The following is a 24,283-nucleotide window of genomic DNA, read 5'->3' as shown; positions in this document are numbered from 1 at the left end:
TAAAAATCTCAAAAAAAAGGCCGCTAGTAATAGCGGCCCAAAAGGGTGAAGCTTTAATCTAATTAAAAATTAGAAACTATATGTTAATGAAGCTTTCATTGTTCTACCTAATAATGGTCTAGCTACACCAGAGTAACTTCCATCTGAGAATGATAAACCACTCTCAACTGAAGAACCTTCTGTGAAACTATCTGCATCATTTAAGTTACTAACGTGGAATTGAAACTCTAAATCGTCAGTAAACGAGTAAAGAGCACCTGCGTTAATTTGTGTGTAAGCAGGGTAAATAGTTACGTTAGTATTAGCGTCTGAAGCGAAACGATCACTGTAGTACATTACTTGTCCGTATAGCGTTAATGGAACTTCGCCAAAGCTATATGAAGGACGAATGTTAACTAACCATTGTGATTGTCTTCTTGGACGACGTTTGTCACCTGTAGAAACATCATAAACACGTGTGTCATTGATATTGTCATTGTTGGTATCAATTTCTGAAATACCACCTCTGATTTCGTTACTTTGACTTTGTTCAGGATCTTGCCAAACAACACTACCTTGAATAGTTAAACCTTCGATAGCATCAGGTGAATAAGAAGCTTCTAACTCAATACCAACAGTTTCTAGCGTTGTTCTAAAGTTATCTCTAATTTTAGGACAGTTAGCTGGTTCAGGGAATGTTGAACAGCTAATACCGCCTGTACCCGTTGCGCTTAGGTCATCAAGTACTGGTGATAAGTTTTCTTTAGCAGCAAAGTCGATGAAGAAAGCACTAAGACCAAGCGTAAGTTCTTTGTCTGAAAATCTAAATCCACCTTCAATTTGGCTAATACTTTCAACTAAGTCACCACGAGCAATTTCACCTGTTGAAGGGTTTGTTGCTGGACCACCGAAGATGTAATCTTCAAAGCCTGGTAAACGGAAAGAATCAGAAACTGTTAAATAAACTGAGTAGTTGTCATTAACTTTGTAGTTTGCACCTATTGACCAACCAATATCGTCGTATTCTTCAGAAGCAAATTGTGGTGTGCCGTCAGGAACGTTTACGAAGTTATCAGATAATGTGTCACTGGTTGAACCAACAACTACATCACTAGGAGTAAAGTCGTTTGAAGTGTTACCTGGGTCAAATGAGTTGGTTGTTACACGGTCAACTGAAAGCTCTTGCCATCTGAAACCAAAATCAAGCTGTAATGTATCATCAAGTAATGAAACATGGTCAAGTACGTAAATTGCATTTGTACGCATTGTTGAGTCTGCACCTAAACCAAATAGTGCAGGTTGATCAACACCACCTAATGTAATTGAAGGACCAACTTGTTGTTCATTTGCATCAACAGCATAAAGGTCAACTAGTCTTGAACTTTCACTGATATCACTCCATGCACTCGCAAATACAGATGATACGTCATATGTATAGTGACTTGTGTAAAGACCAAATGTAACTTGATGGAAAGTATCAGCTAATTCAAATTCTTTACTTAATTGGAAATCACCTGTGCTGCTTGTTGCATCAACTTTACCGTAAACAGGAATGTTGTGAGCTAAAATGCTTGGTGCTTCAACAGCTGTTGATAAATCAGTACCTGTTACAGTATCTGTAAAGTAAGCTTTAACACCTGTAGCATTATCGTATGCGCCATCTAAGCTGTCGTTAAGGCCTTGAATTCGGGCAAATTGTTCTGCAGTTAATGCTGATGTTTCTCTTGCCGGATCGTTAAATAGCGCGTTGAAACCATTTGTACCAGAAGTTGAACGTAATGACGCTTTAAAGCTCCATTCGTTAGCAAAATCCTTGATAAATTCAGCTGTGTAAATATTGAACTTTGGTGCAATACCGTCAGTAATATCTAAATTAAGCGCAGTACCGTCTTTATTAAATAAGTTGTAGTTACTTGTTTGGTAAGACATAACCGTACCGTCACCAAAATCTACACCTAAACTGTTTACTTCACCTGGAGAAACAGTAAACGGATTGTCTTCTGTACCTGGAGCTCTTGTGTTATCAATTGAGTAAGGAATGTTTTGATAAAAGTTAGTTTTATCATTAATGCTATGAGCTTGTACTTTTAATTGGGTAGTACCGTCGTCACTTATGTACATTAAGTTACCACGAATTTGACCACCGCTATTACCTGTGTAACCTGGATCTCTTATACCATCAGCTACACGATAAAAACCACCTAAAGCAAAAGTTAAGTTTTTGTTGATTGGACCAGCAACATAAAAATCATTTCTTACATGACCCCAATCACCCACTTCAAACTTGTAAGCACCTTCAAAATCTTGTGTACCTGTACGTGTAATGTAGTTTACTGCTGCACCTAAAGCGTTTGAGTAGATAATTGCACCAGGACCACCTTTAACGGCTTCAACAGCAACAGTCATTAAATCTGGTTTAATGAATACATCGTTGTTCATGAAAGGAGCTTCAGGCTCTTCATATACAGGTAAACCATCAATAAGGTTTGGAACATAACGATAACCACCTGCTTGCGGTAAACCACGAACCAGTACGTTATTGTGAGATTCACCAGCAGTTCCGCCTTCAGGGAAGAAGCCTGGAATATTACCTAATAATTCAGCAGCACCATGTGGAGCTAGCTTTTGAATATCTGCAGGTGTAATAGTGTTGATAGAGAAAGTGGCGTCAATTTTTCTTGTGTCTTTAGCAACACCTGTAACGATGATAACTTCAGTTTCACTTCTTTCTTCTGCTGCTTTATCAATGTTTTTATTTACTTGGTCTTGTGCGTAAACAGCACTAGAACCTGCTAATAAAGACACTGCAGCTAAATAATGTAAGGTTTTATTCATGATTTCCCCTGATTTATTTCTACGTTATAACTTATTTATATTAGATATTATAGCTACATTCTTAATGTCTAACGATGGACATTTTGAGGTAAAAAAATAATATTTTCTAAGATCAATAATGTTATTTTGTTAGTATAATTGTCTATCGATAGTCATTTAGTCATTTATATAAAATTATGTCAAGAAGTTTTTATAAATTATTATTATTTTAAGGTGAAAATAAAAGTAACATAGTGTTCTACAGCAAGGCATAGCCGCTAATATAGCTGTAATTTGAAATATTCAATGTTGCTTGAAATTTTTAAAGATTAAAATTACTGGCTTGTTAGTATTAGGTATCGGGGCTTTGGCGACTTGGCTCTCTAAGGCGGAAAGGGGGCGTTAGCGCCTTAGAGTTAAAAATCAATTGTTATGGGGTTTGAAAGATTCCACTGTCGCTATAGGGATGTTCATTCAATAGTTATGGATCAGATTAGTCAATTAGCAAAATATACGGCAGTTTTGCACTATTTTTCCCTTTTGAACTCAGCTGAGCATTGCTAAAAGCGCCGCTCACTTTTTTTATTGTCCATCAAAACATGCATCAAATAAATATTTTATTTTAAGCTATTAAAACAATGTGTTGAGTTGTTTTGCAATTAATCGTGTCACAAAATGGTAGGTTGTTCGCTCATTTTTGTTGTAACTCTTTGGTTGTTAATATTATTCTCGCTTATGACAGACTTTATTCAAGCGATAACGTATTTGTACCTTTTAGTGTTCACATACAAAAGAGCTGCTTAGTTGTTAAGGATTCAATAAACTTAATTAATGTTTATTTGTTTGTGTTTGAATTTTTAAATACATTAAAGCACACTGTAAAAAATACACACTGAAGAACGATATGGACCATCAATTACCTAAACCTTTAATTATTTCTATTTCTCTTATTCAAGGGATTTTACTTACACTACTATATCAAAGTGTTGAACATAAAGTATGGCCAGGAACTGAGCCCTTATGGTTGGTGTCTTTAGCTGCTTTTACGATTAGTTTTCCTCTTTTAATTTTACTTTCGGTTACTAAAGAAAATGGTTTTGAAACAATAAAATATTTATTACCTTTTACTTTTTTGTTATCGATTTTAGGGGCTTATGTGGGTTATCAACAAGAGCCTGCAGCATTAATTAATAACAGTAGTGTTGTTGTTATATTTTGTTTCACTAGCCTTGTCGCTGCTTTTAAGGTGTTAATGTATGTTCAACAATATTTGAGTGATCAAAAGATTAGCTATAGTTCTCTTTTTAAATTGTCGTGGCGAAACTTTATTATATTTGGAGAGTGCTGGTTATTTGTTTTAATTTTTTGGGGAATATTACATTTAGGTGCTGGCTTATTTTCTGTTTTAGAAATTGAATTTTTTAAAGAATTACTTGATAAAGAATGGTTTATTATTCCCGTTTTAAATTTGGCTTTTGGTTTTGCTATCATTGTTTTCAGAAATATAATTTATACTGTCGATAATATTTCTACCATACTGCAAACCTTAATTAAGTTTCTTTTACCCGCGTTAACCGTAGTATCTTTAGGCTTTTTAGCTACATTACCTTTTACCGGCTTAGATACTTTATGGAAAACAGGCACCGGTAGCTTGTTGGTTATGTGGTTACAGGCGTTAACCTTGTTTTTTGTAAATGCGGTATATCAAGATGCTTCACATGAACGTCCTTATCATCACATTTTACATAGGCTCATATTCATTGGTGTAGCGCTATTACCTATTTACAGTGTTATATCAGCTTACGGATTGTGGCTTAGAATTGACCAATATGGATTAACCGTTGATCGTTGTTGGGCTATATTAGTGTGTTTTTTATTGTCGTGTTTTTCTTTTGGCTATTTATTAGGTATTGTGAAAAAACGAGATTCGTGGTTAGAAACATTAAGTAAAGTTAATATTTCAATGGGAGTTGTTGTTCTTGTCTTTATGTTACTGGTTAACTCCCCATTGTTAAATTTTCAAGCTATATCTGCATCAAGCCAGTTAGCGCGTTTACATGACGGAAAGGTGTCATATCAAGCATTTGATTACGCTTACTTTGATTATTCTTTAGGGCGACAAGGCTATTTAACACTACAAACATTGAAGGAAGAATTAAAAGATATCGCTCCAGATAAGATAGCGATTATCGACAGAATGTATGTAAACCGAAAAGGTCTTGAAAAAGAAGAAAAAAGCATTGATAAATTTCGTCAACTTATTCATTTTTGGCCAAGTGAAAGTGACTTTCCTGATGATTTAATTAATTCGGTATATAAGAATACAACTCAGTATGACTGGTCTACATATAATGGAAAGGCTTATTATTTTATTGCTAAAGACCTCAATGACGACGGTGAATTAAATTACGTTGTTATTGAAGAGAACAACTATTCGACCTCTGCGCAGATATGGTTATTAAAAGGTAATACTTGGACACAAAACTACATGCAAGTTGATAATCCGAATAATAATAAGTTTATTGAAGACTTAATTTTAAATAATCAAATTGAAGTGATTCAGCCAACATGGAAAACCTTAAAAATAGGTGACTTAACATTTAAACCACAAGTGGATTAGATGGGGGCTTATAAATATCTCGGTAGTTGTGACCGAGATATTTATATAGATACTCTAAGTTCTTTGGCGTCGCATTAATTGTAAATAAATTAATGAAAATAAGCCCCATAAACCTATACTTCCACCACTACCTGAATTACTCTCTGGCGTTGTTGGCGTTGTTGGCGTTGTTGGAGCCGGTGTCGTAGGACTAGTATCCGCAGCTAATGTTACTTCTAAAAAGTATGTTTCTCTTGGAGATAAAGATAGAGGACCTTCCATTAACTTTCCTGTCATTAAATCGATAGCGGTTGTTGATTTATCATCATCAAGGGCTTGAATTTCAAATGAAACTGTTTCTTTACCTGTATTTACTAAAGATAAAACATGTACTTTTTCGGTTCTTTTTACTGATCTCCATGCAATTTTTTTATTGCTATTGTTTCCTGTTTCAATAATGTTTAATTGGTTTAAAATCCCTTGTTGTTTAGATAATAAAGAAACTTTACTTTGCATGTCTGTTTCAGATGAATAACTAATAAGCCTACTTTCTTTATTGACTAGTGAAACGGAATGAGAACGACCATATTCATCAAACTTTAAGCTAACGTTATCTATTAATACATAGCCGCCATTATCAATATAGTTTTGTAGTGCTGTAATTTCAGAAAGTTTGACGCGTTGAGCATCTTTTACCACAATCATTGACCAATCATTTTCTTGATTATTAATAATGTTTTGAGTGGCAAAACCTAATGGAATACCATCAAAGTACAGTGCATTATATTCGTCTTTAATAGAAGCCATGTATGATGATTGATTAATTGCGCTTGTTTCTGAATAAAAAAGGCGAATTTTTTTATCAACTTCTTGCAGTTTTACTACATCAGCTCCATGTGCGTTCAATTCTAGAAAAGTATTTGCGATGGAATGTAGGGCTTTAGGTTGATGCGTTACATCGTAAATATATGAGCTACTATCAGCATTTCGAGAGATGCCTCCATCTTCATCTCTTGACCATACCCAAGTAGATGAACCCGATAATCCATGAATTGCTGCTAACCAATAAATAGATCGCAAGTACTTTGTATCAAGATCTTTTTCTGCAAAAGCAACTGAAGAAATAAAATGATTTTCACTATCCCATAATAATTGATCGGGTTGAATAGAGCTAAAAAAATCAAAACTCATTATTGGGCTTTGCCAATCGAAACTATAGTCGTCCATCCATGGGGCTGTTCCACGTATAAGGCTATATTTTGATTGTGCATCAAAACCTATAATATCGGTAATTTCGAGTAGTTCTTCAAAGTTCATACCATGATCTCGTCCATTTTCAGACCATAGCCAAGGCATTAATTTAATATGTGTTTTAGCGTCAGTATCGTGTTTTTTAATTTCTGTTGATAAAAATTCAAACCATTGTTTTACGCGTATCTGATTGAAGCGCATCCAGTCATACCATATAGGTGTACCTTGTAAATTACCGTTCATTGGTATGGTAATTGTTATTGCATCGAAGTTACTAAAATTCGTACTCCAAAGAGTATTAAGAGAATTTATTGATGCGTGCTGAGTAGCTAACCAGCTTCTAAATTTGGATTTAGTATGATCAGACACTACATCAGAATTCCAACCACCTTCTTTAGTTGGATAACTAGGTTCGTTAAACAACATATAACCTAATTCAGTTGAGCGTTTATCTTTAATTAGCGGCACAAATACTTCGAACATTTTTCCGTAAAGTTCTTTTGCACCAGGGTTATCAATATCAAATGAACCGTAATGCCTTTTACCTACAGCAAAGTCATTATATTTGTTGTAAGCCCAGCTAGGGATATTATTGTGATCGATAAAAGTATCACCAATCTCTTGTGAATTTTGATTAGTGAGATCATTTATTTTCCATGACTTTCCTGAAAAATCATTTTCATTTAAATGAGAAGGAGACAGGTAGGCTCCTTTAAGGTTTCCAAAGTATTTGTCAGCACTTTGATTATAAGAAGGTTTCCAAGTATAGGTGTTAATAAATACGGGGGCATTATCCATCATAAGCTTACCGTCAATAAGGTCTACTTTGGTATAGTCAATATCAGGAACGGGCTTTCGAACAATGACATCTGTGTTAACTAAAGTTATTTGTTCGATAGCATGGTCAAGTACTTCTTCGATAGAGTCTCTCTCGAATTTTGCTAAATTTTGTGATAGTTCTGTAGCATCATTTTTGAAAGGAGATATATCATAGAGTGTTTTATTTTTTGCTATGTTGTTTTCGTCCCACTGGGCAAAAGTAATAAATAATTCGGCTGTACTTATTGCCATTTTTTCTCGTGTGGCATCAATCCCTTTGTTTTCAACTTGTGTAATTAAAACATTTAATTCATCAATTTTTTCTTGAATACTGGCATGGCTAGTATTTATGAGTAATAAAGATGAAATAATACCTAAAGCTATTTTATTTTTTAACACGAGATACCTTCCTAATTTTAATTTTAATTTTATCGTAAACGTTATAATGACTTTAATAATATTTATCGATATTACGTTACTTTTTTTATTTAGGCAAACGTTTACATTTTAATTGATGTTGAGTGTTTATTTTGATAGATTTACTTAGTTTTTAATGGGTATTATATAACTTATACGATTACCTTTTTTGTTTAATGAGAATAACTCACTAAGGTTTTATTCATGATAATTAGTAAATTTAAAATGAGTGTTCTTTCACTCTCAGTATTTTTTATTATAGGGACTTCAGGTTGTTATAATTCAGGGACAGTGTCGGAAAATATAGAAAATAAAAATGTAGTAAAACCTAATATTATTTTTATTTTGGCTGATGATTTAGGTTATGCCGATATAGGTGTTTACGGTCAAGAAAAAATCACTACACATCATTTAGATCAAATGGCCAAGCAGGGCACAATGTTTACTGACTTTTATTCAGGGTCTACGGTATGTGCGCCTTCTCGTGCTGTTTTAATGACCGGAAAGCATTTAGGGCATAATCGTATTCGTGGAAATGGAAAAAATGAATCTCAAATGCTTTTACCACACGATTTTACTGTTGCTGAAATGTTGAAAAATGCAGGTTATTCAACTGCTTTAATAGGTAAGTGGGGCTTAGGTGATATAGGTAGTACAGGTACTCCAGACAAGCAAGGTTTTGATCATTACTTTGGTTTTTTAAATCAAGTACATGCACATAACCATTATCCTGAGTGGCTATGGAGAAATGGTGAAAAAGTCAAACTAAACAATATTGTTGAGCCAATAAAACGTTCATATACTAACTTTATTGGTGGAGTTGCAAAGCCTGAAAATAGAAAAGATTATGCTGGTGATTTGTTTTTAAACGAATCTATTGAATATATTGAAAAACAATCTAAAGCTAGTAACCCATTTTTCCTCTATCTTGCTGTTACTACTCCTCATGCTAATAATGAAGCTGATATGGTTGATTGGGCACATGGTATGGAGGTGCCTAATTATGATAAATATGCAGACACCTCTTGGCCTGAAGCACAAAAAGGTTATGCTGCAATGGTTGATCATTTAGATAAAAGTGTAGGCACCATTTTATCTAAGCTTCGTGAGTTAAATATTGATGATAATACTATTGTTATTTTTACTTCAGATAACGGCCCACATGCAGAAGCCGGTAATATTCCTGAATATTTTGATTCTAATGGTAAATACAGAGGGATTAAAAGAGATTTATATGATGGTGGTATAAGAGTACCTATGATTGTATGGGGGCCAGGACTTATTGCTGAGAATAAGGTGACAGAACATATTTCTTATTTTGGTGATTTCATGGCAACAGCTGCTGAATTTGCTGGAGTTGCAGTACCTGAAAATACTGATAGTGTTAGCTTTTTACCTAGTATAGTAAAAGAGAATAAAGAACAAAAACAGCATGACCATTTATATTGGGAATTTTATGAGCACGGCTCAAGGCAGGCTATTCGTAAAGATAATTGGAAAGCAGTAAGACAACCTATGTTTACGGGAAATATTGAATTATACGATTTAACTACAGATGCAGAAGAAAATATTGATGTTTCATCTCAACACCCTGAATTAGTTAAAGAGTTTGAATTATTGTTTACAGCCGCACATGTTAATGATCCTGCATGGAAAATAAAATAAAAATATGGTGTTTTTTTAGTTTATAGCTTTTTTATCAGTGAGGTTGCTACGAACTTCTTTAAATGAAGTCTTGTACCAATATACAACTACCGCCTTTAGGCGGTGGTTTATAGCCCTTTGATTGGAAGAATAGCTCTAATAAAGTGGTGTTCAAAGTGATATTTCAAATACTCTTTGCTTGCTTCTTTAGTTAATTATTTTGAAACCTCCTATCTTTTAAATCTATACCCGTTACCACTCAAGATACTCTGAAATACGCATCTTGAGTGGTAACGGGTATATATCGTCTGTTCATACCTATAACACTACCCGTTACCCAAACAAAGTGATATTCAATTTTATATTGGATATTTAGACCTTTTTGAGCTTTCGTACCCACAAAATAAACGTAACTATTAGTTTGACGTTATCCCGTAAACTAGCAGTAAAATAAGTTATGAGAACAAATCAACTAGGTATAAAAAAGCCAACTACAAAGGTAGCTGGCTTTCAATTAATACGTATATACCCGTAACCATTCACAAGTGCTCTGAAATAGCCTCTTGATTGGTAACGGGTATAGTATGTTCTAGGAGATTATCATTAATGTTTTGTGTTAATCGTTAAAAATTTACTGCCATATACAGGTAATGTTATTTTAGGTGATAGTTTATTGCTGGTGAAATTATCAATAATATTTAACTTTTTATCGCCAACAATTTCAATTTCTGCAGGTGTTTTACCTGTATTTGTTAATAACAGTGTGTAACTATTATTTGATATTTTAGCAATACGCCACGCAACATTTTTATATGACTGTTTTTTATTTTCAATAACTTGAATGTTTGGTGAAAGATGCTTTTCTTTTGCAATAGATAATACTTTATTTGTTAATTCTTCTTTTGTAGAAAAAGTTATTAGGTTAGTTGCTGTTCCTGTTAATCGTGATTTTTGAGGCTCACCGTATTGATTGAATTTAAGACTGTGTTCATCAATAAGTACTATTCCACCTTGATTAATGTAACGTTGTAATGCCTCTATTTCGTCTGCTTTAACATGCGATGTGCCTTTTATTACAGTTATTGGCCACGAATTAACTTGTTTGTTAATAATGTTTTTTGTAGAAAAACCAAGTGGAATACCTTCAAAATAAAGAGACTCATATGACTCTCGTACTTTAGTTAAATAATTAGGTAGGTTAATTGCTGAGGTTTCAGAATAAAATATTCGAATAGGTTTTGTTTGTTTTTGTAAGGCAACTACATCATGAGCATGTGCGTTTAGTTCCATAAAGGTTCTGGTTATTTTATGAAGCCCTTTAGGTTGATGAGTTACATCAACAATATACGAAGCGTCTATGTCACGAGAGAGTACGCTACCGTCTTTTTCACGCCCCCAAACCCATGTTTTACTTCCAGATAAACCGTGAGATGCTGCTAACCAATATATAGCCCCAACATAATCTACATTGATGTCTTTCTCCATAAAGTCAACATTGGTAAAAAAATGGTTTTCACTGTCCCACAACACTTGGTTAGGTTGCACCGAAGTAAAAAAATCAAAACTCATTGCTGTACCTTGCCAGTCGAAGCTACGTTTTAAAGGCCAGTCCATTTTTTTATTTCGTAAGCTGTTATATTGAGACTTTGCGTCAAAACCTATAATATCACCTTGTTCTAATAACGCTTCGAAATCCATGCCGTGATCTCTCTTGTTTTCATTCCATAACCAAGGCATTAATTTTATATGGGTTTTTGCTGATGCATCATATTTAGTAATTTCATTTTTTAGAAATTGAAACCATTCAGATATTCGTACTTGATTAAAACGCATCCAGTCATACCATATTGCTGATCCTCTTAGTTTTCCTTCCATCGGAATATCAATAGTAATATCGGAAAAGTCAGAAAAACGAGTATTCCATAATTTATTTAACGAATTAATATTTTTATGTTGAGAAGGCAGCCACTGTCTAAACTTTTCATGGGTATAACGTGAAACAATTCCTGAATTCCATACACCTTTTTCAGTGAAAAAACTTGGTTCATTAAATAGCATATAACCCAAGTCGGTTGCTCTAGTGTTTTTTAATATAGGAACAAAGGCTTTAAACAAGTCACTGTATAAAGTTTTTGCCGCAGGGTGATCAATATCATACACCCCGTAATGACGTCTACCGTCAGTAAAATCGTGATGTTTATCCGTTATCCATGTAGGAATATTATTATGAGAAATAAAAGTTTGACCAATATTTTTAGATTTGCTTTCAATTATTTTATTTAGGTTATTCTTATCAATATCGCCACTTTCGTTTATAACATGCGATGGTGCGATATAGGCGCTATTTGTTTCACCAAAATATTTATTTAATATTTCATCATCATGCTTCCATGTGTAGTCAGCTATAAATACAGGATCATCATCTACTTTAAATTGACCGTTACTAATGTTGATTTTGGCATAATCTAAAGTAGGAATTGGTTTTCTCGTTATTTTCCCTTGGTTAACTAGTGTTAATTCTTTTATCGAACTCTTTAATAGTTCAGCAACTGATTGTCGTTCGTATTCAGGCAGTGATTTAGCTAATAAAGCGGCTTTATTCTTATAAAGTTTATGTTTTAAATAATATTTTTTATTTTGTTCTACGTTTACTTCATCCCATTTTGCCCATGATAAAAATAAGTTAGCGGTATGTAGGGTCATTTCTTCTCTGGTTGTATCTATGTTTTTACTTTTAGCAATCGATAGTTGTACCTGTAATTGTTTGATTAATGTTGCGGTATTAACTTCATTGCCAATAGCGATAGGGGATAGCAATATTAATATTGCTATATAAATAGTATTTATATTTAGTATCCATTTCATGTGTTGTTTTTGCCTTTTTATCGTCATGTTTTAATCTTTTTAGTTGTTAGGTGATAGTCAAATGTATAGCTTTTTTTACTTTAGTCTTAACCTATTATATTTATAAACTACAGGCCATAAAATATATATTAAATGTATTATTTAAGCAAACGTTTGCTCTAATGCTTTGGTTATGTTAATTTTGCCAATATGAAGTTTGGTTTTTATTATAAGGTTGTAGTATGTTTATAAAAAATAGGCCCTTAATTACTAAGGTTATGATTGATTTTTTAATGATTGTTTTTTCATTTATATTGTGTCAAAAAGTTGTTTTTGCTACGGAACGTAACTTAAATATCGATTTTAATTGGAAATTTTTTTTAGGGGATGAAACTAAAGCTATCTCTCCTGGTTTTAACGATGATGGGTGGCGAACATTAAATCTCCCGCATGATTTTAGTATCGAAGGTAAATATGATGAACATGCACCTTCTGGTTGGCATGGTGCATATTTACCTACGGGTATTGGTTGGTATCGTAAAGATTTGTCATTAAAACCTGAGTGGAAAGGTAAACGTGTAATCTTGAAGTTTGATGGTGTTTATTTAAATTCTGATGTATGGGTAAATGGTCAACATGTTGGTCATAGACCCAATGGTTATGTAAGTTTTGAATACGACATTACAAATGAAGTACATCGTAAAGGTAGATTAATTAAAGATACGGTTATTGCTGTTCGTGTTGATCATTCTATGGCACCAACAGGGCGTTGGTATACGGGATCAGGTATTTATCGCCATGTTTGGTTGGATGTTGTTGATCAAACGCATGTTCCTACCGATGGGATTTTTGTTCGAACAGACAGTGTAAACTTTCGTAATAATAATGCTGTTGTTTTAGTCGACACTGAAGTTACTGGTCTTAATGTAAGTAAAAAATCGAATGAAAAAGTTAGCTTAGTTCACTCATTAGTTGATAAAAATAAAAAGACAGTGGCTAAAATAAGCCATAATGTTTCGAGTGATAAAAAAGTTACAAAAAGCAAGTTTGAGATTAATAATGCTAAATTATGGTCTACAGATGATCCTTACTTATATACATTAAAAACTGAAATTATTAAAAATGGTAAAACTGTTGATACTGTTCTGACCAATGTGGGTATTAGAACCATTGATTACAATGTTACCCAAGGTTTCTTATTAAATAATAAAGAAATAGAGTTAAAAGGTATGTCATTTCATCATGATGGTGGGCCTGTTGGCTCTGCTGTGCCTGATGATATGTGGCGACGTCGATTAGTACAATTAAAAGAAATGGGAATGAATGCATTACGACCTGCACACACTCCATTTTCTCCTATATTTTATCACTTAGCTGATGAAATGGGGTTTGTCATTATGAATGAAGCTTTTGACGGTTGGGAAGATGAAAAAGCATTATTTGATTATGGATTACATTTTGAACAGTGGTGGGAAACTGATTTAACTTCCATTATTAAACGAGATAGAAACCACCCAAGTGTTGTTATTTGGAGTATAGGTAATGAAGTTGAGGAAAAAACGCCTGAAACTCAAAAGAAGTTAGTCGATTTAGTTAAGTCTCTAGACAACACCCGACCTGTTACACAAGGTCGTGGCTATATGCTTGGTCATGATGATATATCTGGATTTAACGGTCATGGCGAATATAAAGGTTATCTTGAGGACTACCATAAAAAACATCCAACAAAAACACTTGTAGGCACTGAAATTACACACACAATGCAAACACGCGGTATTTATCGAACAAAGAGCTCTTATCGTGCGAAAGATAACCCAGCTCCTTGGGAAATGCATGACCCTGAGGGAATTTGGAATCGTATTAAAGACCAAGTAAATATGGTGCCAGATTTAACACAAGAAGAAGTTTTTAAGAACGAAAGTCCTCGCTATTCTTCTTCATACGATAATGAAATTGTTCGTATGAGTATTCGTGACGAAATTAAAATGGCGAATAGATTACCTTACCTTTTAGGAACATTCCGCTGGACAGCATTTGATTATTTAGGTGAGGCGTTATCTGGTTGGCCAACACGTGCGGGTAACTTTGGTGTTATTGATTTAGCAGGTTTTGAAAAAGATGCATATTACTTATATCAAAGCCAATGGTCAGATAAACCTATGGTACATATGCTGCCTCATTGGACGCATCCTGGCAAAGAGGGTGTAGAGATCCCTGTCGTTGTGTATACCAATTTAGATGAAGCTGAACTTTACTTAGATGGCAAATCATTAGGTCGTAAAAAAATGACCAACGATATGCAAATTGTTTGGCTAGTACCTTATAAAGCAGGTGAATTAAAAGTTGTTGCTCGTAAAGGGAATATTGTTAAAACACAAACAATTAAAACAGCAGGTAAACCAAAAACTGTTCTTTTATCCGCAGATAAAACCACTCTGTCTGCAAATCAAACTGATGTTGCACATATTACTGTTGATGTAGTGGATGTTAATGGCAACTTTGTGCCAAGAGCTGATAATCGTTTAACTATTAAAGTGTTAGGTCCAGCAAAAATAATAGGCACAGACAGTGGTGATATTTTAGATCTTACAAATAGTCGTGCAAACGATAAAAAAGCATTTAATGGTAAATTGATGGTTTTAGTACAAGCAACTGATGTTGCTGGAGATATAAAGGTAGAAATTTCAGGTGAAGGAATATTGCCTCAAACATTAAAATTACTAAGTAAATAGGTACTGTAGTAGGTATAGAAAGCTTACATTCCATAAAGGTTAATCTTTTCAATAACCTTTAAGTGTAATCTTTATTTTTCGGACGAAAGTCCTGTGAGAGCGTTTATATCCCCCATTTGAACGCTCTCACTTTTTATCTAAATCTTCGTGAAATTAAATTTGAATATATAAGGTTCAAATATGTTTGTTAGTAACCCTTCTAATTTAACCATTACTTGGTTGATTTGTTTACTTTGTCTTTTGGGGTGTCAAGAAAATAAGAACACCCAAACTGAAATCCTTACGAATGAATGGCGGTTAAATGATTGGGAAAACCCTGCAGTAATTGCCATTAATAAACTACCCGCTCGCGCTACATCATATTCTTTCGATACCGAAGAAAAAGCTAAAACGTATAATCGTGATCAAGCAAAAGTTGTGAGTTTAAATGGCCAATGGAAATTTAAGTTCAGTGAAGATTCAAAAAGTAGACCTACCAACTTTTATCAAACTCATTTTAATAGCGAGTCATGGGGCAATATAGAAGTACCATCTAATTGGGAAATGAAAGGTTACGGAACGCCCATTTATAGCAATAAAACTTACCCTTTTTTAGATGACCTAACCAATATAGACAAGGATATGCCTAATATTACGCGGGTTAACCCTGTAGGCAGTTACATTAAGAGTTTTGAAGTACCGAGTGATTGGGACAATCAACAAATTATTTTGCATTTTGGTGGTGTTAGCTCTGCTTTTTATTTATGGATCAATGGAAAAAATATTGCCTACAGCCAAGGCTCTCGTTTGCCATCAGAGTTTGATATTACTCAGCATTTACAAGCAGGTAAAAATACCCTAGCGGTTCAAGTATTTAGATGGAGTGATGGCAGTTATTTAGAAGATCAAGATAACTGGCGTATGAGCGGTATTCATCGTGAAGTATTATTACTTGCACAACCTAAAGTCGCGATTAATGACTTTGCGGTAAGAACACGTTTAACCGACAATTACCAATCAGCCAAATTACAGATAAACCCTATACTTTCTAATATAAATAGAACAGACATTAAAAATTGGTCAGTGGCCGCACAATTATATAACGCACAAGGTGAAGCGCTACTTAACAAACCTGCAACGGTTAGTGGCAGGCTATTAAGTCGTTTTATTCAACCACAACGTGATGCTTTTCCTTTTCAGTTAATTGAAGCAAATATAGATTCCCCAAAGCTTTGGTCACCAGAGTCCCCTTATTTATATACACTGACGTTATCGTTAATTGATGATAACAATAAGCTGATTGAAAGTCGGAGCACGCGCGTTGGCTTTCGAGATATTAAAACTAATAACAAAGGGCAGGTCTTAGTTAATGGTCAAAGCATTAAATTTATTGGGGTAAATAGACATGATCATGATGCGCTAGAAGGTAAAGTTGTTTCTCGAGAAGACATGCGTCGTGATGTCGTATTAATGAAACAATTTAACATTAATGCCGTGCGTACATCACATTATCCTAACGACCCGTATTTTTATGATCTATGTGACGAATATGGCTTGTTTGTAATGGATGAAGCTAACATTGAAACTCATACTGTAGGTGGTTTACAGGCTAAATTATCGCAGTGGCACTACTCGATGACAGACCGTGTTATTCGTATGGTTGAACGTGATAAAAATCACCCATCAATTGTTTCATGGTCGTTTGGTAATGAAGCGGGAACAGGGCCTAATTTTGCTTCAATGTCTGGTTGGGTAAAAGACTTTGATCCAACTCGGTTAATTCATTATGAAGGTGCACAGGGGGATCCAGAACATCCACAGTATTTACCTGTAATTAATCGATGGGAACATGTTGAAAACCCAGAACTAAAAATGGCACAAGCCGCTAACCCTACAGATCGCCCGTGGGTTGATATGTTAAGCCGTATGTATCCATCAATTGACGAATTACGTGACCTATCAGATAGTCCTTATATTAAAAGACCTATTTTAATGTGCGAATATGCCCATGCCATGGGAAATTCATTTGGTAATGTTACTGAGTATTGGGATTTAATTTGGCAACGCGACAATCTAATTGGAGGCTTTATTTGGGATTGGGTTGACCAAGGAATAGAGCAAAAAGATGAAAATGGAAAGCCGTTTTTAGTGTATGGCGGTTATTTTGGTGATACCCCTAACGACAGTAACTTTTGTATTAATGGTGTCGTTGACTCATACGGCAAGCCTAAACCAGCACTACATGAAGCTAAATATATTTTTCAACCCGCTAAATTTATTAGTGTTAATTTAGCAAAAGGACAAATATCGCTACAAAATCGTTACTTTTTTACTGATTTAGCCAAGTATAAATTAAGCTGGGAATTATCAGAAGATGGTAGGGTAATTGAGTCAGGGATCCTAAAAACACCATCGGTTATGCCAAATGATTCCGTAGCGTTAACCGTGCCGTTTACTAAACCTACTATAAAACCGGGTGCTCGCTATTGGCTACGTTTAAGTCTACAAACACAAGAAGATAACTTATGGTCAAAAGCTGGGCATGAATTAGCAAAACAGCAATTTCAGCTACCTTTTTATCAAGAAGAGCAAGAACAAAGTAACCAATTAGCCGATTTGTCTATACTTGATGAGTTAACCAGCGTAACTATTAAAAATGATATTTTTTCAACGGTTTTTGAAAAAAAATCAGGTCATATATTGTCATTAAAAAATGCTAAAAACGAAGAGTTATTGACCTCGTTATTACCTAATTTTTGGCGACCAGCAACAGACAATGATAAAGGCGGTTGGGGGACGGATAAAAAATTAGGTATATGGAAAAATATGCCCGAAAATCTAACCTTTAAGTCTTTTAATATTAAGCAATTATCGTCCAATGTTGTGATGCTTACCGCTAATTATTACTACCAAAATAAGCTAACAATAGCTTTACAGTATAAAATATCAGGCAATGGTTCTATTCAAGTTAATATGGACTTTCGTGCAGCACAGTCATTACCCGAATTATTACGCATTGGTTTGCAAGCTAAAGTAAATAAAAACCTTCAGAAAATGTCATTTTACGGTAAAGGCCCTTATGAAAACTACAGTGATCGAAACAACAGTGCTGAAGTAGATGTTTATTCCGGTGTAGTTAATGACTTTATCCATCAGTATGTAAAACCGCAGGAAAACGGAAATCATACCAATGTTTATTGGCTTAGTTTACTTGCTGATAATCATTCTGGATTGAAAATTATTGGAGATAAGCCACTAAGCTTATCTGTTTGGCCATGGAGCGCTAAGGCACTTGAAAGCAGCAAATATACAAGTGATTTAATTGAAGCTGAGGAACTTACCGTAAATATAGATCTTGTACAAGCAGGAGTCGGGGGATCTGATTCATGGAGCCAACGGGCTGAACCGTTGCCGCAATACCGTATACCTGTGGGTAATTACCAATATCAATTTACTCTTTTACTCATACAGTAGTAACTATTTAACCTGAATTTGAGGTAAGTGAAAACATAGTTTTATTCCCAATAAAACCAACTGTCGGCATCCATTCAGATAACGCGATAGAGGCTTAAATAACATTACTGAAAAATAGTTTGACCAGAGTTCAGATGACTTACTAAGTGTTTCGTAATTTATATACCCGTAATCATTCAAGATGCTCTGAAATAGCCTCTTGATTGGTAACGGGTATACATACAATAAATACGCAGTTGATCCTTGTTCTTAGTTCTTTTGGTTAATCGTTTTCTTTGTTTTATTTTTTTATATGTTTTTGTTAAATAAGTATTTAAAAATATTTTCACTCTTCTTGTGTTAAAAAACTTTATTTTATTTAGGTAAACGTGTACCTTATGTTTGGCTTTTATATATTTACCATACAAAAAAATAGCTTATATAAAAGTGATTTAAAACCACTCTACTCGACTTTGTTGAAGTTGATGTTTTGGTAAACGATTACAATAATAAGAATTAATTTTCACATCTATGTTGTCACACAACTAAAACGTGGGGAGATATTATGACCATAAGTTTTAAAAAAAGTGCTATAGCACTTGCAGTATTAACATCAGTATCAATGGGGGCGTACGCCCAAGAAGAAAAAAAAGAGATTGAACAAAAAATTGAAAAAACAGATAGCATTGAAGTTATCGAAGTAACAGGCTTTATCGGTAGTTTAAGAAAATCTATCAATCAAAAACGATTTTCAGAAAACGTTATGGATACAATCCATGCTGAAGATATTGGTAAATCTACCGATCAAAATATTGGTGATGCGCTATCGCGCATAACAGGTGTTACTGTTCAAGAACAAGATGGTGAAGGTACTCGTATTTCTGTGCGTGGTGCAGCTTCACATTTAAACCAAATATCGTTGAACGGTGTTGCATTAACGAGTGGGTTAAGTGGCAGTAATGGCGAAGCAGGTTTTGATCAAAGTGTAGATTTAAGCTCTTTTTCTTCAGATATATTATCGTCAATTGACGTAATTAAAACACCATCTGCAGATCATGATGAAGGGTCGTTAGGTGCTAATGTAATATTACGTACTGTAAAACCTTTAACAATAAAAGAACCAATTAGATCCGTTACACTTCAAGGAAGGTATAACGATTATTCTGAAAAAGGCGATGGTAAAGCAAGTGTTTCATTTTCCAATAACTTTTTAGATGACAATTTAGGATTCATTTTTACGGCAGCTCAAGAAACACAAAACGTGCGAAATGATTCAGCATGGTCTACTTGGAATAGTAACAATGCCGCTAATATAAAAGCAGGTCGAGCGTTTGACGTTGCTACAGGCGAATTACTTGCTGAAGATACAAAGTTTTTTCATAAAACGTTCAACAGTTATAGCTTAAACCTTAACAAACGCGATCGAACAACAGCTACATTAGGTATCCAGTTTTTACCTTTTGATTCAACGGATATTCAATTAGATCTAAGTCACGCAAAACAAGAAATTACTGAAGATAAACATAGCATAAGTTTCAATACTAATATTTCTAGTAGTGGTACTGAAAATTTATTAACTGATCCTGAATACGATTGGTATACCGTTGATAGTAGTAATAACGTGTTACTTAAAAATACTTCTCGCTCAACGAAGGGATCAATGAAACGCGCTACAGGTGGTAAGGAAGTTACTACTAATGTTGTAACTTTAAAAATTAATCAACAAGTAACTGATAATTTTGTTATTGATTTTACTGCTGGTTTTTCAAAAACGACTGATGAGAGTATTCGAAATATTGATGCAACTACAGCGACATGGAATACGCTAGCAGGTAACCTTGATACTATTGATGGTGCTAATGTTGAACCAGTTGGTTATGACTGTACTGCGGGCACTGATAAGTGTAATTTTGTTTTTGGTTCATCAATCGCTTCATTACCTCCAGGCACAAATGAAGAGCGATCAAACTATCTAACCAATACTACATTTAACCCATTTGATTTACCTGTGCATCATTTAGGTTCTTTAAATATGTACAACAATACCAACGAAGATACCAATAAATCTTTATTTTTAGATTTTGATTGGGATGTAGAGTTTGGGCCTATTACTAAATTGGAGTTTGGCTTTAAGTATTCATCTAGAGAGAAAGATGTACTCATTGATAAACAAGAATTATCAGGAACAAGTATTCCTGTATTTGATGAAAATGGACGAGAAATATTAAGTGGTACAGATCCTAAAGATATTCGTATCACTGAATTTTTAAGTAGTGATGCATTTCCTGTAAATAACTTTATGGATGGTGTTGTTTCTGGCGATTTTCCTTTAGGTAGCGGTTGGGGATTAATTGACCCTGAAAAAGCATTAGAAGTTTCTTTTAAAGGTAATAAAAATGTTGCATTAATACCAAATCCAGCAGGTACTAAAAACATCAAGCAAGATAATCAATCAGCTTATGCGAAAGTGAATTTTGAGCTAATGGATTCACGCCTAACGGGTAATATTGGTGTGCGTTATGTTGAAACAGATATTGAAGCAAGCTCTTATACTTCTGTTAAGTTTAACGACAGTAATAATAATCTTACTCCTTATGATCTTATTTATCGTAAAGGACTAGCCAACACATCACTTCCTGATTGTGATTTTGGTTTGGTAGCAGGAGAAGAATTATCTAGCGATGTTATTAAAAATGGTGGATGTTACGAAGAGAGATTAACTCACTTATGGGATGATAATTTCACTGCAACTGATCCCGTACATTGGCAACCGGTTTGGGACGCTAACGGTATTTTAACTAATCCGGGGAGTTCAGAGCATATGCTTCAAGTTATGTACGATGCGAATGGTAACGTATCAGGCATTGCACGTAATGACGCTTTACAATTACATCCAGATTTTGAAGATTATAGTTCGCCTCGTGCACCTTGGCGTTTAAGACGTTGGGCAGATAACACAACGAATAAAGTCGATGTTCCTGGTTCTAATAAACATACGGGAGCTACTGTATCTCAAAACTGGCAACGTAATTTTGCTACTTCAGGCTCTTCAACGAATGATGTTTTTCTACCAAGTTTCAATTTAAATTACGCAGTTAATGACGAAGTTATTGCACGTTTTGCTATGTCTAAAACTATGGCTCGACCTAACTTTAACGCTTTAACTCCAGGCGCCTCAATAAATGAAAGTATTTGGGGAGATCGTGGTTTTGGCTCAGCAGGTAGTGCTAGTTTGAAACCTCTTGAATCTAAAAATTTAGATTTAGCGATAGAATGGTATTTTGATAAAGCTGGGATGTTATCTTTTACTTACTTTAAAAAAGACATGAGTAATTTTTTACAAAGAATTAATGATGTTTTTTATTGGAAAGATATAAGAGAAGATTATGATTTAAAAGCTATTACAGTAGATGAATTACTAATTACTCCTGATGGACAAACACCAGCAGATGGCTGTATGCCCGTTAGACTTACACAAAGTCAAACACGACAAGCATTTGATTTTGGTTGCCATGAGTTAAATGTCGGTATTTGGCGTAACGGTAAAAAAACGACGACTGAAGGTTTTGAAATTGGCTATACAGATGTATTTACCTCGTTACCAGGAGTTTTCTCTGGTTTAGGTGTAAATGTAAATTATACTTTTGCTGACTCTGAAAATGAAGCTGAAGTTTTAGAGAACTCAGGAGCATTTTTTACCCCAGTACCACAAGCATATACACCTAGACATAGTGCTAATACTACTGTTTTTTGGGAGTTTGATTCAGTTGAATTACGTTTAGCTCATAGATATAACGGTGTTCAATTTATTTCTGAAGATAAAACCTTGAATAGATGGCAGGATTCTTCTAGTCGTCTCGATTTTAGTGGTACTTACGATTACAGTAAAAACGTAAGTTTTAGTTTTCATGCTCTGAATTTGACTGATGAAGTTTCTAAGAGTTTTGTAACCTCTAAAAGCTTAGATATAGGCCAAAACGGTGAGGTTCTTTTATTAGATGAAGGGAACCCGATGAAAGACAGTAGTGTTGATAAAAGTAAAATTTTCTCTCAATACAAAACTGGTCGTAATTACCGTATAAGCGCACGTATTAAGTTTTAATAACTACATTAATTTTGATTAATATTAAATGGTTGATTTTTAATCAGCCGTTTCATTAAATTTGGAGAAGTAAGATGAATATTGACTTACTAAAAAAATTACCAATTACATTAGTTTTAGGTTTAACTTTAACGGCTTGTGGTGGCCCAGACAAAGGAATTTCAACAGGTTTAAATGGTTCAGAGCCAATAAAGTATGAAGGTCCTATTGTTGTTTCTGTAAATGAAGAATCAGGGATGGTTGTACAAGACTTGCTATCTGGCGCTGTGGTTGGTGCAGATGAAACTATAATTTTGAGAAATGTGTATCGTAAAATTGACTCTGCAGAACCTCCTGAAAATGCAGTTCTATTTAAGGGAACAGAGTTAACTATTGATACAGATGTTTTCGCAAGAGAAGTCGCTTTTGGCGAATCTTTATCTTTTGAATATAGTTATATTATTGAAAATGGCGGTGGAGCAATTGTAGATGCTGAAGGTAATGAAATTTCTCGTGATATTTCAATTACCATTAATGGTATTAAAGACCCTGTAGAATCGATAACGTTAAGTCATAATGAAGTTAGAGTTCCTCCTGGGTTTGAATTACCTGTTTCGGCTAATTTGGCTCCTGTTTATGCCACAGATAAATCGGTAAATTGGAATATTAGTAACACGACCTACGCAACAGTTGATGCAAATGGGAACGTAACAGGACTTGTAGAAGGGGTAACTGATTTAACAGCGACATCAGTTGATAATCCAGATGTGTCTATAACTGTTCCTGTGAATGTAACATTTGATATCCCTGATCCAATAGGTATGGTTCTGGTTGATATCAAAGGGAATGACATTGGTGCATCAATGGACTTGCCTGCATGTGTAAGTTTTCCATTAACTGCTAATCAATTACCACTAGTAAACGGGTTCACTAACCCTATTACTTGGACTAGTTCTGATGAAACAAAGGTTTCAGTTACTAATGACGGTGTTCTTACTAGTTTTGTCGATGCAGAATCGTCAGATTCGGTATTGATAACAGCGACTAATGATCAAGGGTTAAGTGATCAAGTTAGTATTACTGTTGTTAAAAATATTGCATGTAATTTAGGTGGTAATAGTAATTTTGATTTTGCTGGCGTTAAAGTTTGGCCATGGGATGGTGGTAACAAAATAACTAAGATGGATTCAGCTGAAGGGATTGGGAATTCAAATGCTTTATATATGAAGTCTCAAGCCGGAAGTGTTGGTATTACTAAGGCTATAGATTGGGCTGGCAGTAATCCTATGATACCTGAAATAGGTAAAGGCGCTGGGAAATTTTACAAAGTCTCCTTCTGGGTGAAAAATTTAGGGACCGATCCGACACAAATTAATTTATTTTCTAGAGGCTGGATTGGCTCATGGCACTCTGATGTTGTAAATTTGTTGGGTGATGTAGCTGTAAGTAGTGAATGGCAATATATTGAATTTGATCCTATTCAAGATAAACCATGGGATTCAACCGAAGTTATTTGGTTACAGTGGGGATTTCCAGCAATATCAACAACATCAGAAGTGTTGATAGATAACTTAGCTATATACGAAGTTTCGGCACCTTAGTTTTATCTTGTCATTACAATTAGGTATATAAAAAGCTAGCTAAATAACTAGCTTTTTATATTAAAGAATA

The 24,283-nt window shown here is 34.5% G+C and carries 9 protein-coding genes; 6 read left to right on the top strand and 3 right to left on the bottom strand.

The features are described from left to right. Positions 1–69: 69 nt before the first annotated feature. Entirely contained in the window at positions 70–2,814 is a 2,745-nt protein-coding gene (locus B0X80_RS04150; RefSeq protein ID WP_077338549.1) for a TonB-dependent receptor domain-containing protein, read from the bottom strand. Positions 2,815–3,697: 883 nt separating this feature from the next. Here B0X80_RS04150 and B0X80_RS04145 point away from each other — a divergent pair. Further along, the gene (locus tag B0X80_RS04145) at positions 3,698–5,413 is read left to right on the top strand and encodes a DUF4153 domain-containing protein (RefSeq protein WP_077338548.1); all 1,716 of its coding nucleotides are present in this window, start codon (positions 3,698–3,700) and stop codon (positions 5,411–5,413) included. Between the two features lie 54 nt (positions 5,414–5,467). On the opposite strand, the gene B0X80_RS04140 is transcribed toward B0X80_RS04145, so the two are convergent. Next, entirely contained in the window at positions 5,468–7,861 is a 2,394-nt protein-coding gene (locus B0X80_RS04140; protein ID WP_077338547.1) for a beta-galactosidase, read from the bottom strand. 222 nt (positions 7,862–8,083) lie between these two features. Between B0X80_RS04140 and B0X80_RS04135 the strand changes: the two genes are divergently transcribed. Next, a complete protein-coding gene (locus tag B0X80_RS04135) occupies positions 8,084–9,544 on the top strand; it encodes an arylsulfatase (protein WP_217697128.1) in 1,461 nt (486 codons plus the stop codon). 582 nt (positions 9,545–10,126) lie between these two features. Here B0X80_RS04135 and B0X80_RS04130 read toward each other — a convergent pair. Then, positions 10,127–12,388: a beta-galactosidase gene (locus tag B0X80_RS04130; RefSeq protein WP_175623870.1), complete on the bottom strand. Its 2,262-nt coding sequence runs from the start codon at positions 12,386–12,388 to the stop codon at positions 10,127–10,129. A 221-nt stretch (positions 12,389–12,609) separates the two neighbouring features. Between B0X80_RS04130 and B0X80_RS04125 the strand changes: the two genes are divergently transcribed. The 4 genes from B0X80_RS04125 (at position 12,610) to B0X80_RS04110 (ending at position 24,213) form a co-directional block, all read left to right on the top strand. Next, positions 12,610–15,099, top strand: coding sequence for a glycoside hydrolase family 2 protein (locus B0X80_RS04125; protein WP_077338545.1), 2,490 nt, complete (start codon positions 12,610–12,612; stop codon positions 15,097–15,099). A 180-nt stretch (positions 15,100–15,279) separates the two neighbouring features. Continuing rightward, positions 15,280–18,552, top strand: coding sequence for a glycoside hydrolase family 2 (locus B0X80_RS04120; RefSeq protein ID WP_077338544.1), 3,273 nt, complete (start codon positions 15,280–15,282; stop codon positions 18,550–18,552). A 544-nt stretch (positions 18,553–19,096) separates the two neighbouring features. Continuing rightward, positions 19,097–22,633, top strand: coding sequence for a TonB-dependent receptor (locus B0X80_RS04115; protein WP_077338543.1), 3,537 nt, complete (start codon positions 19,097–19,099; stop codon positions 22,631–22,633). Between the two features lie 74 nt (positions 22,634–22,707). Next, positions 22,708–24,213 (top strand): Ig-like domain-containing protein, encoded by a 1,506-nt coding sequence (locus B0X80_RS04110; RefSeq protein WP_077338542.1) that lies wholly within the window; start codon positions 22,708–22,710, stop codon positions 24,211–24,213. The last annotated feature ends 70 nt before the right edge of the window (positions 24,214–24,283 follow it).

It is taken from the genome of Pseudocolwellia agarivorans, from assembly GCF_002000085.1.
GTDB lineage: Bacteria > Pseudomonadota > Gammaproteobacteria > Enterobacterales > Alteromonadaceae > Pseudocolwellia > Pseudocolwellia agarivorans.
The sequence above is the reverse complement of the archived record's forward strand: the minus strand, read 5'-3'. Positions and strand labels throughout refer to the sequence as shown.

Coding starts and splice junctions, on each gene's coding strand:
- B0X80_RS04150 (WP_077338549.1), bottom strand. CDS start 2,814: ATGAATAAAACCTTACATTATTTAGCTGCAGTGTCTTTATTAGCAGGT.
- B0X80_RS04145 (WP_077338548.1), top strand. CDS start 3,698: ATGGACCATCAATTACCTAAACCTTTAATTATTTCTATTTCTCTTATT.
- B0X80_RS04135 (WP_217697128.1), top strand. CDS start 8,084: ATGATAATTAGTAAATTTAAAATGAGTGTTCTTTCACTCTCAGTATTT.
- B0X80_RS04130 (WP_175623870.1), bottom strand. CDS start 12,388: ATGAAATGGATACTAAATATAAATACTATTTATATAGCAATATTAATA.
- B0X80_RS04125 (WP_077338545.1), top strand. CDS start 12,610: ATGTTTATAAAAAATAGGCCCTTAATTACTAAGGTTATGATTGATTTT.
- B0X80_RS04120 (WP_077338544.1), top strand. CDS start 15,280: ATGTTTGTTAGTAACCCTTCTAATTTAACCATTACTTGGTTGATTTGT.
- B0X80_RS04115 (WP_077338543.1), top strand. CDS start 19,097: ATGACCATAAGTTTTAAAAAAAGTGCTATAGCACTTGCAGTATTAACA.
- B0X80_RS04110 (WP_077338542.1), top strand. CDS start 22,708: ATGAATATTGACTTACTAAAAAAATTACCAATTACATTAGTTTTAGGT.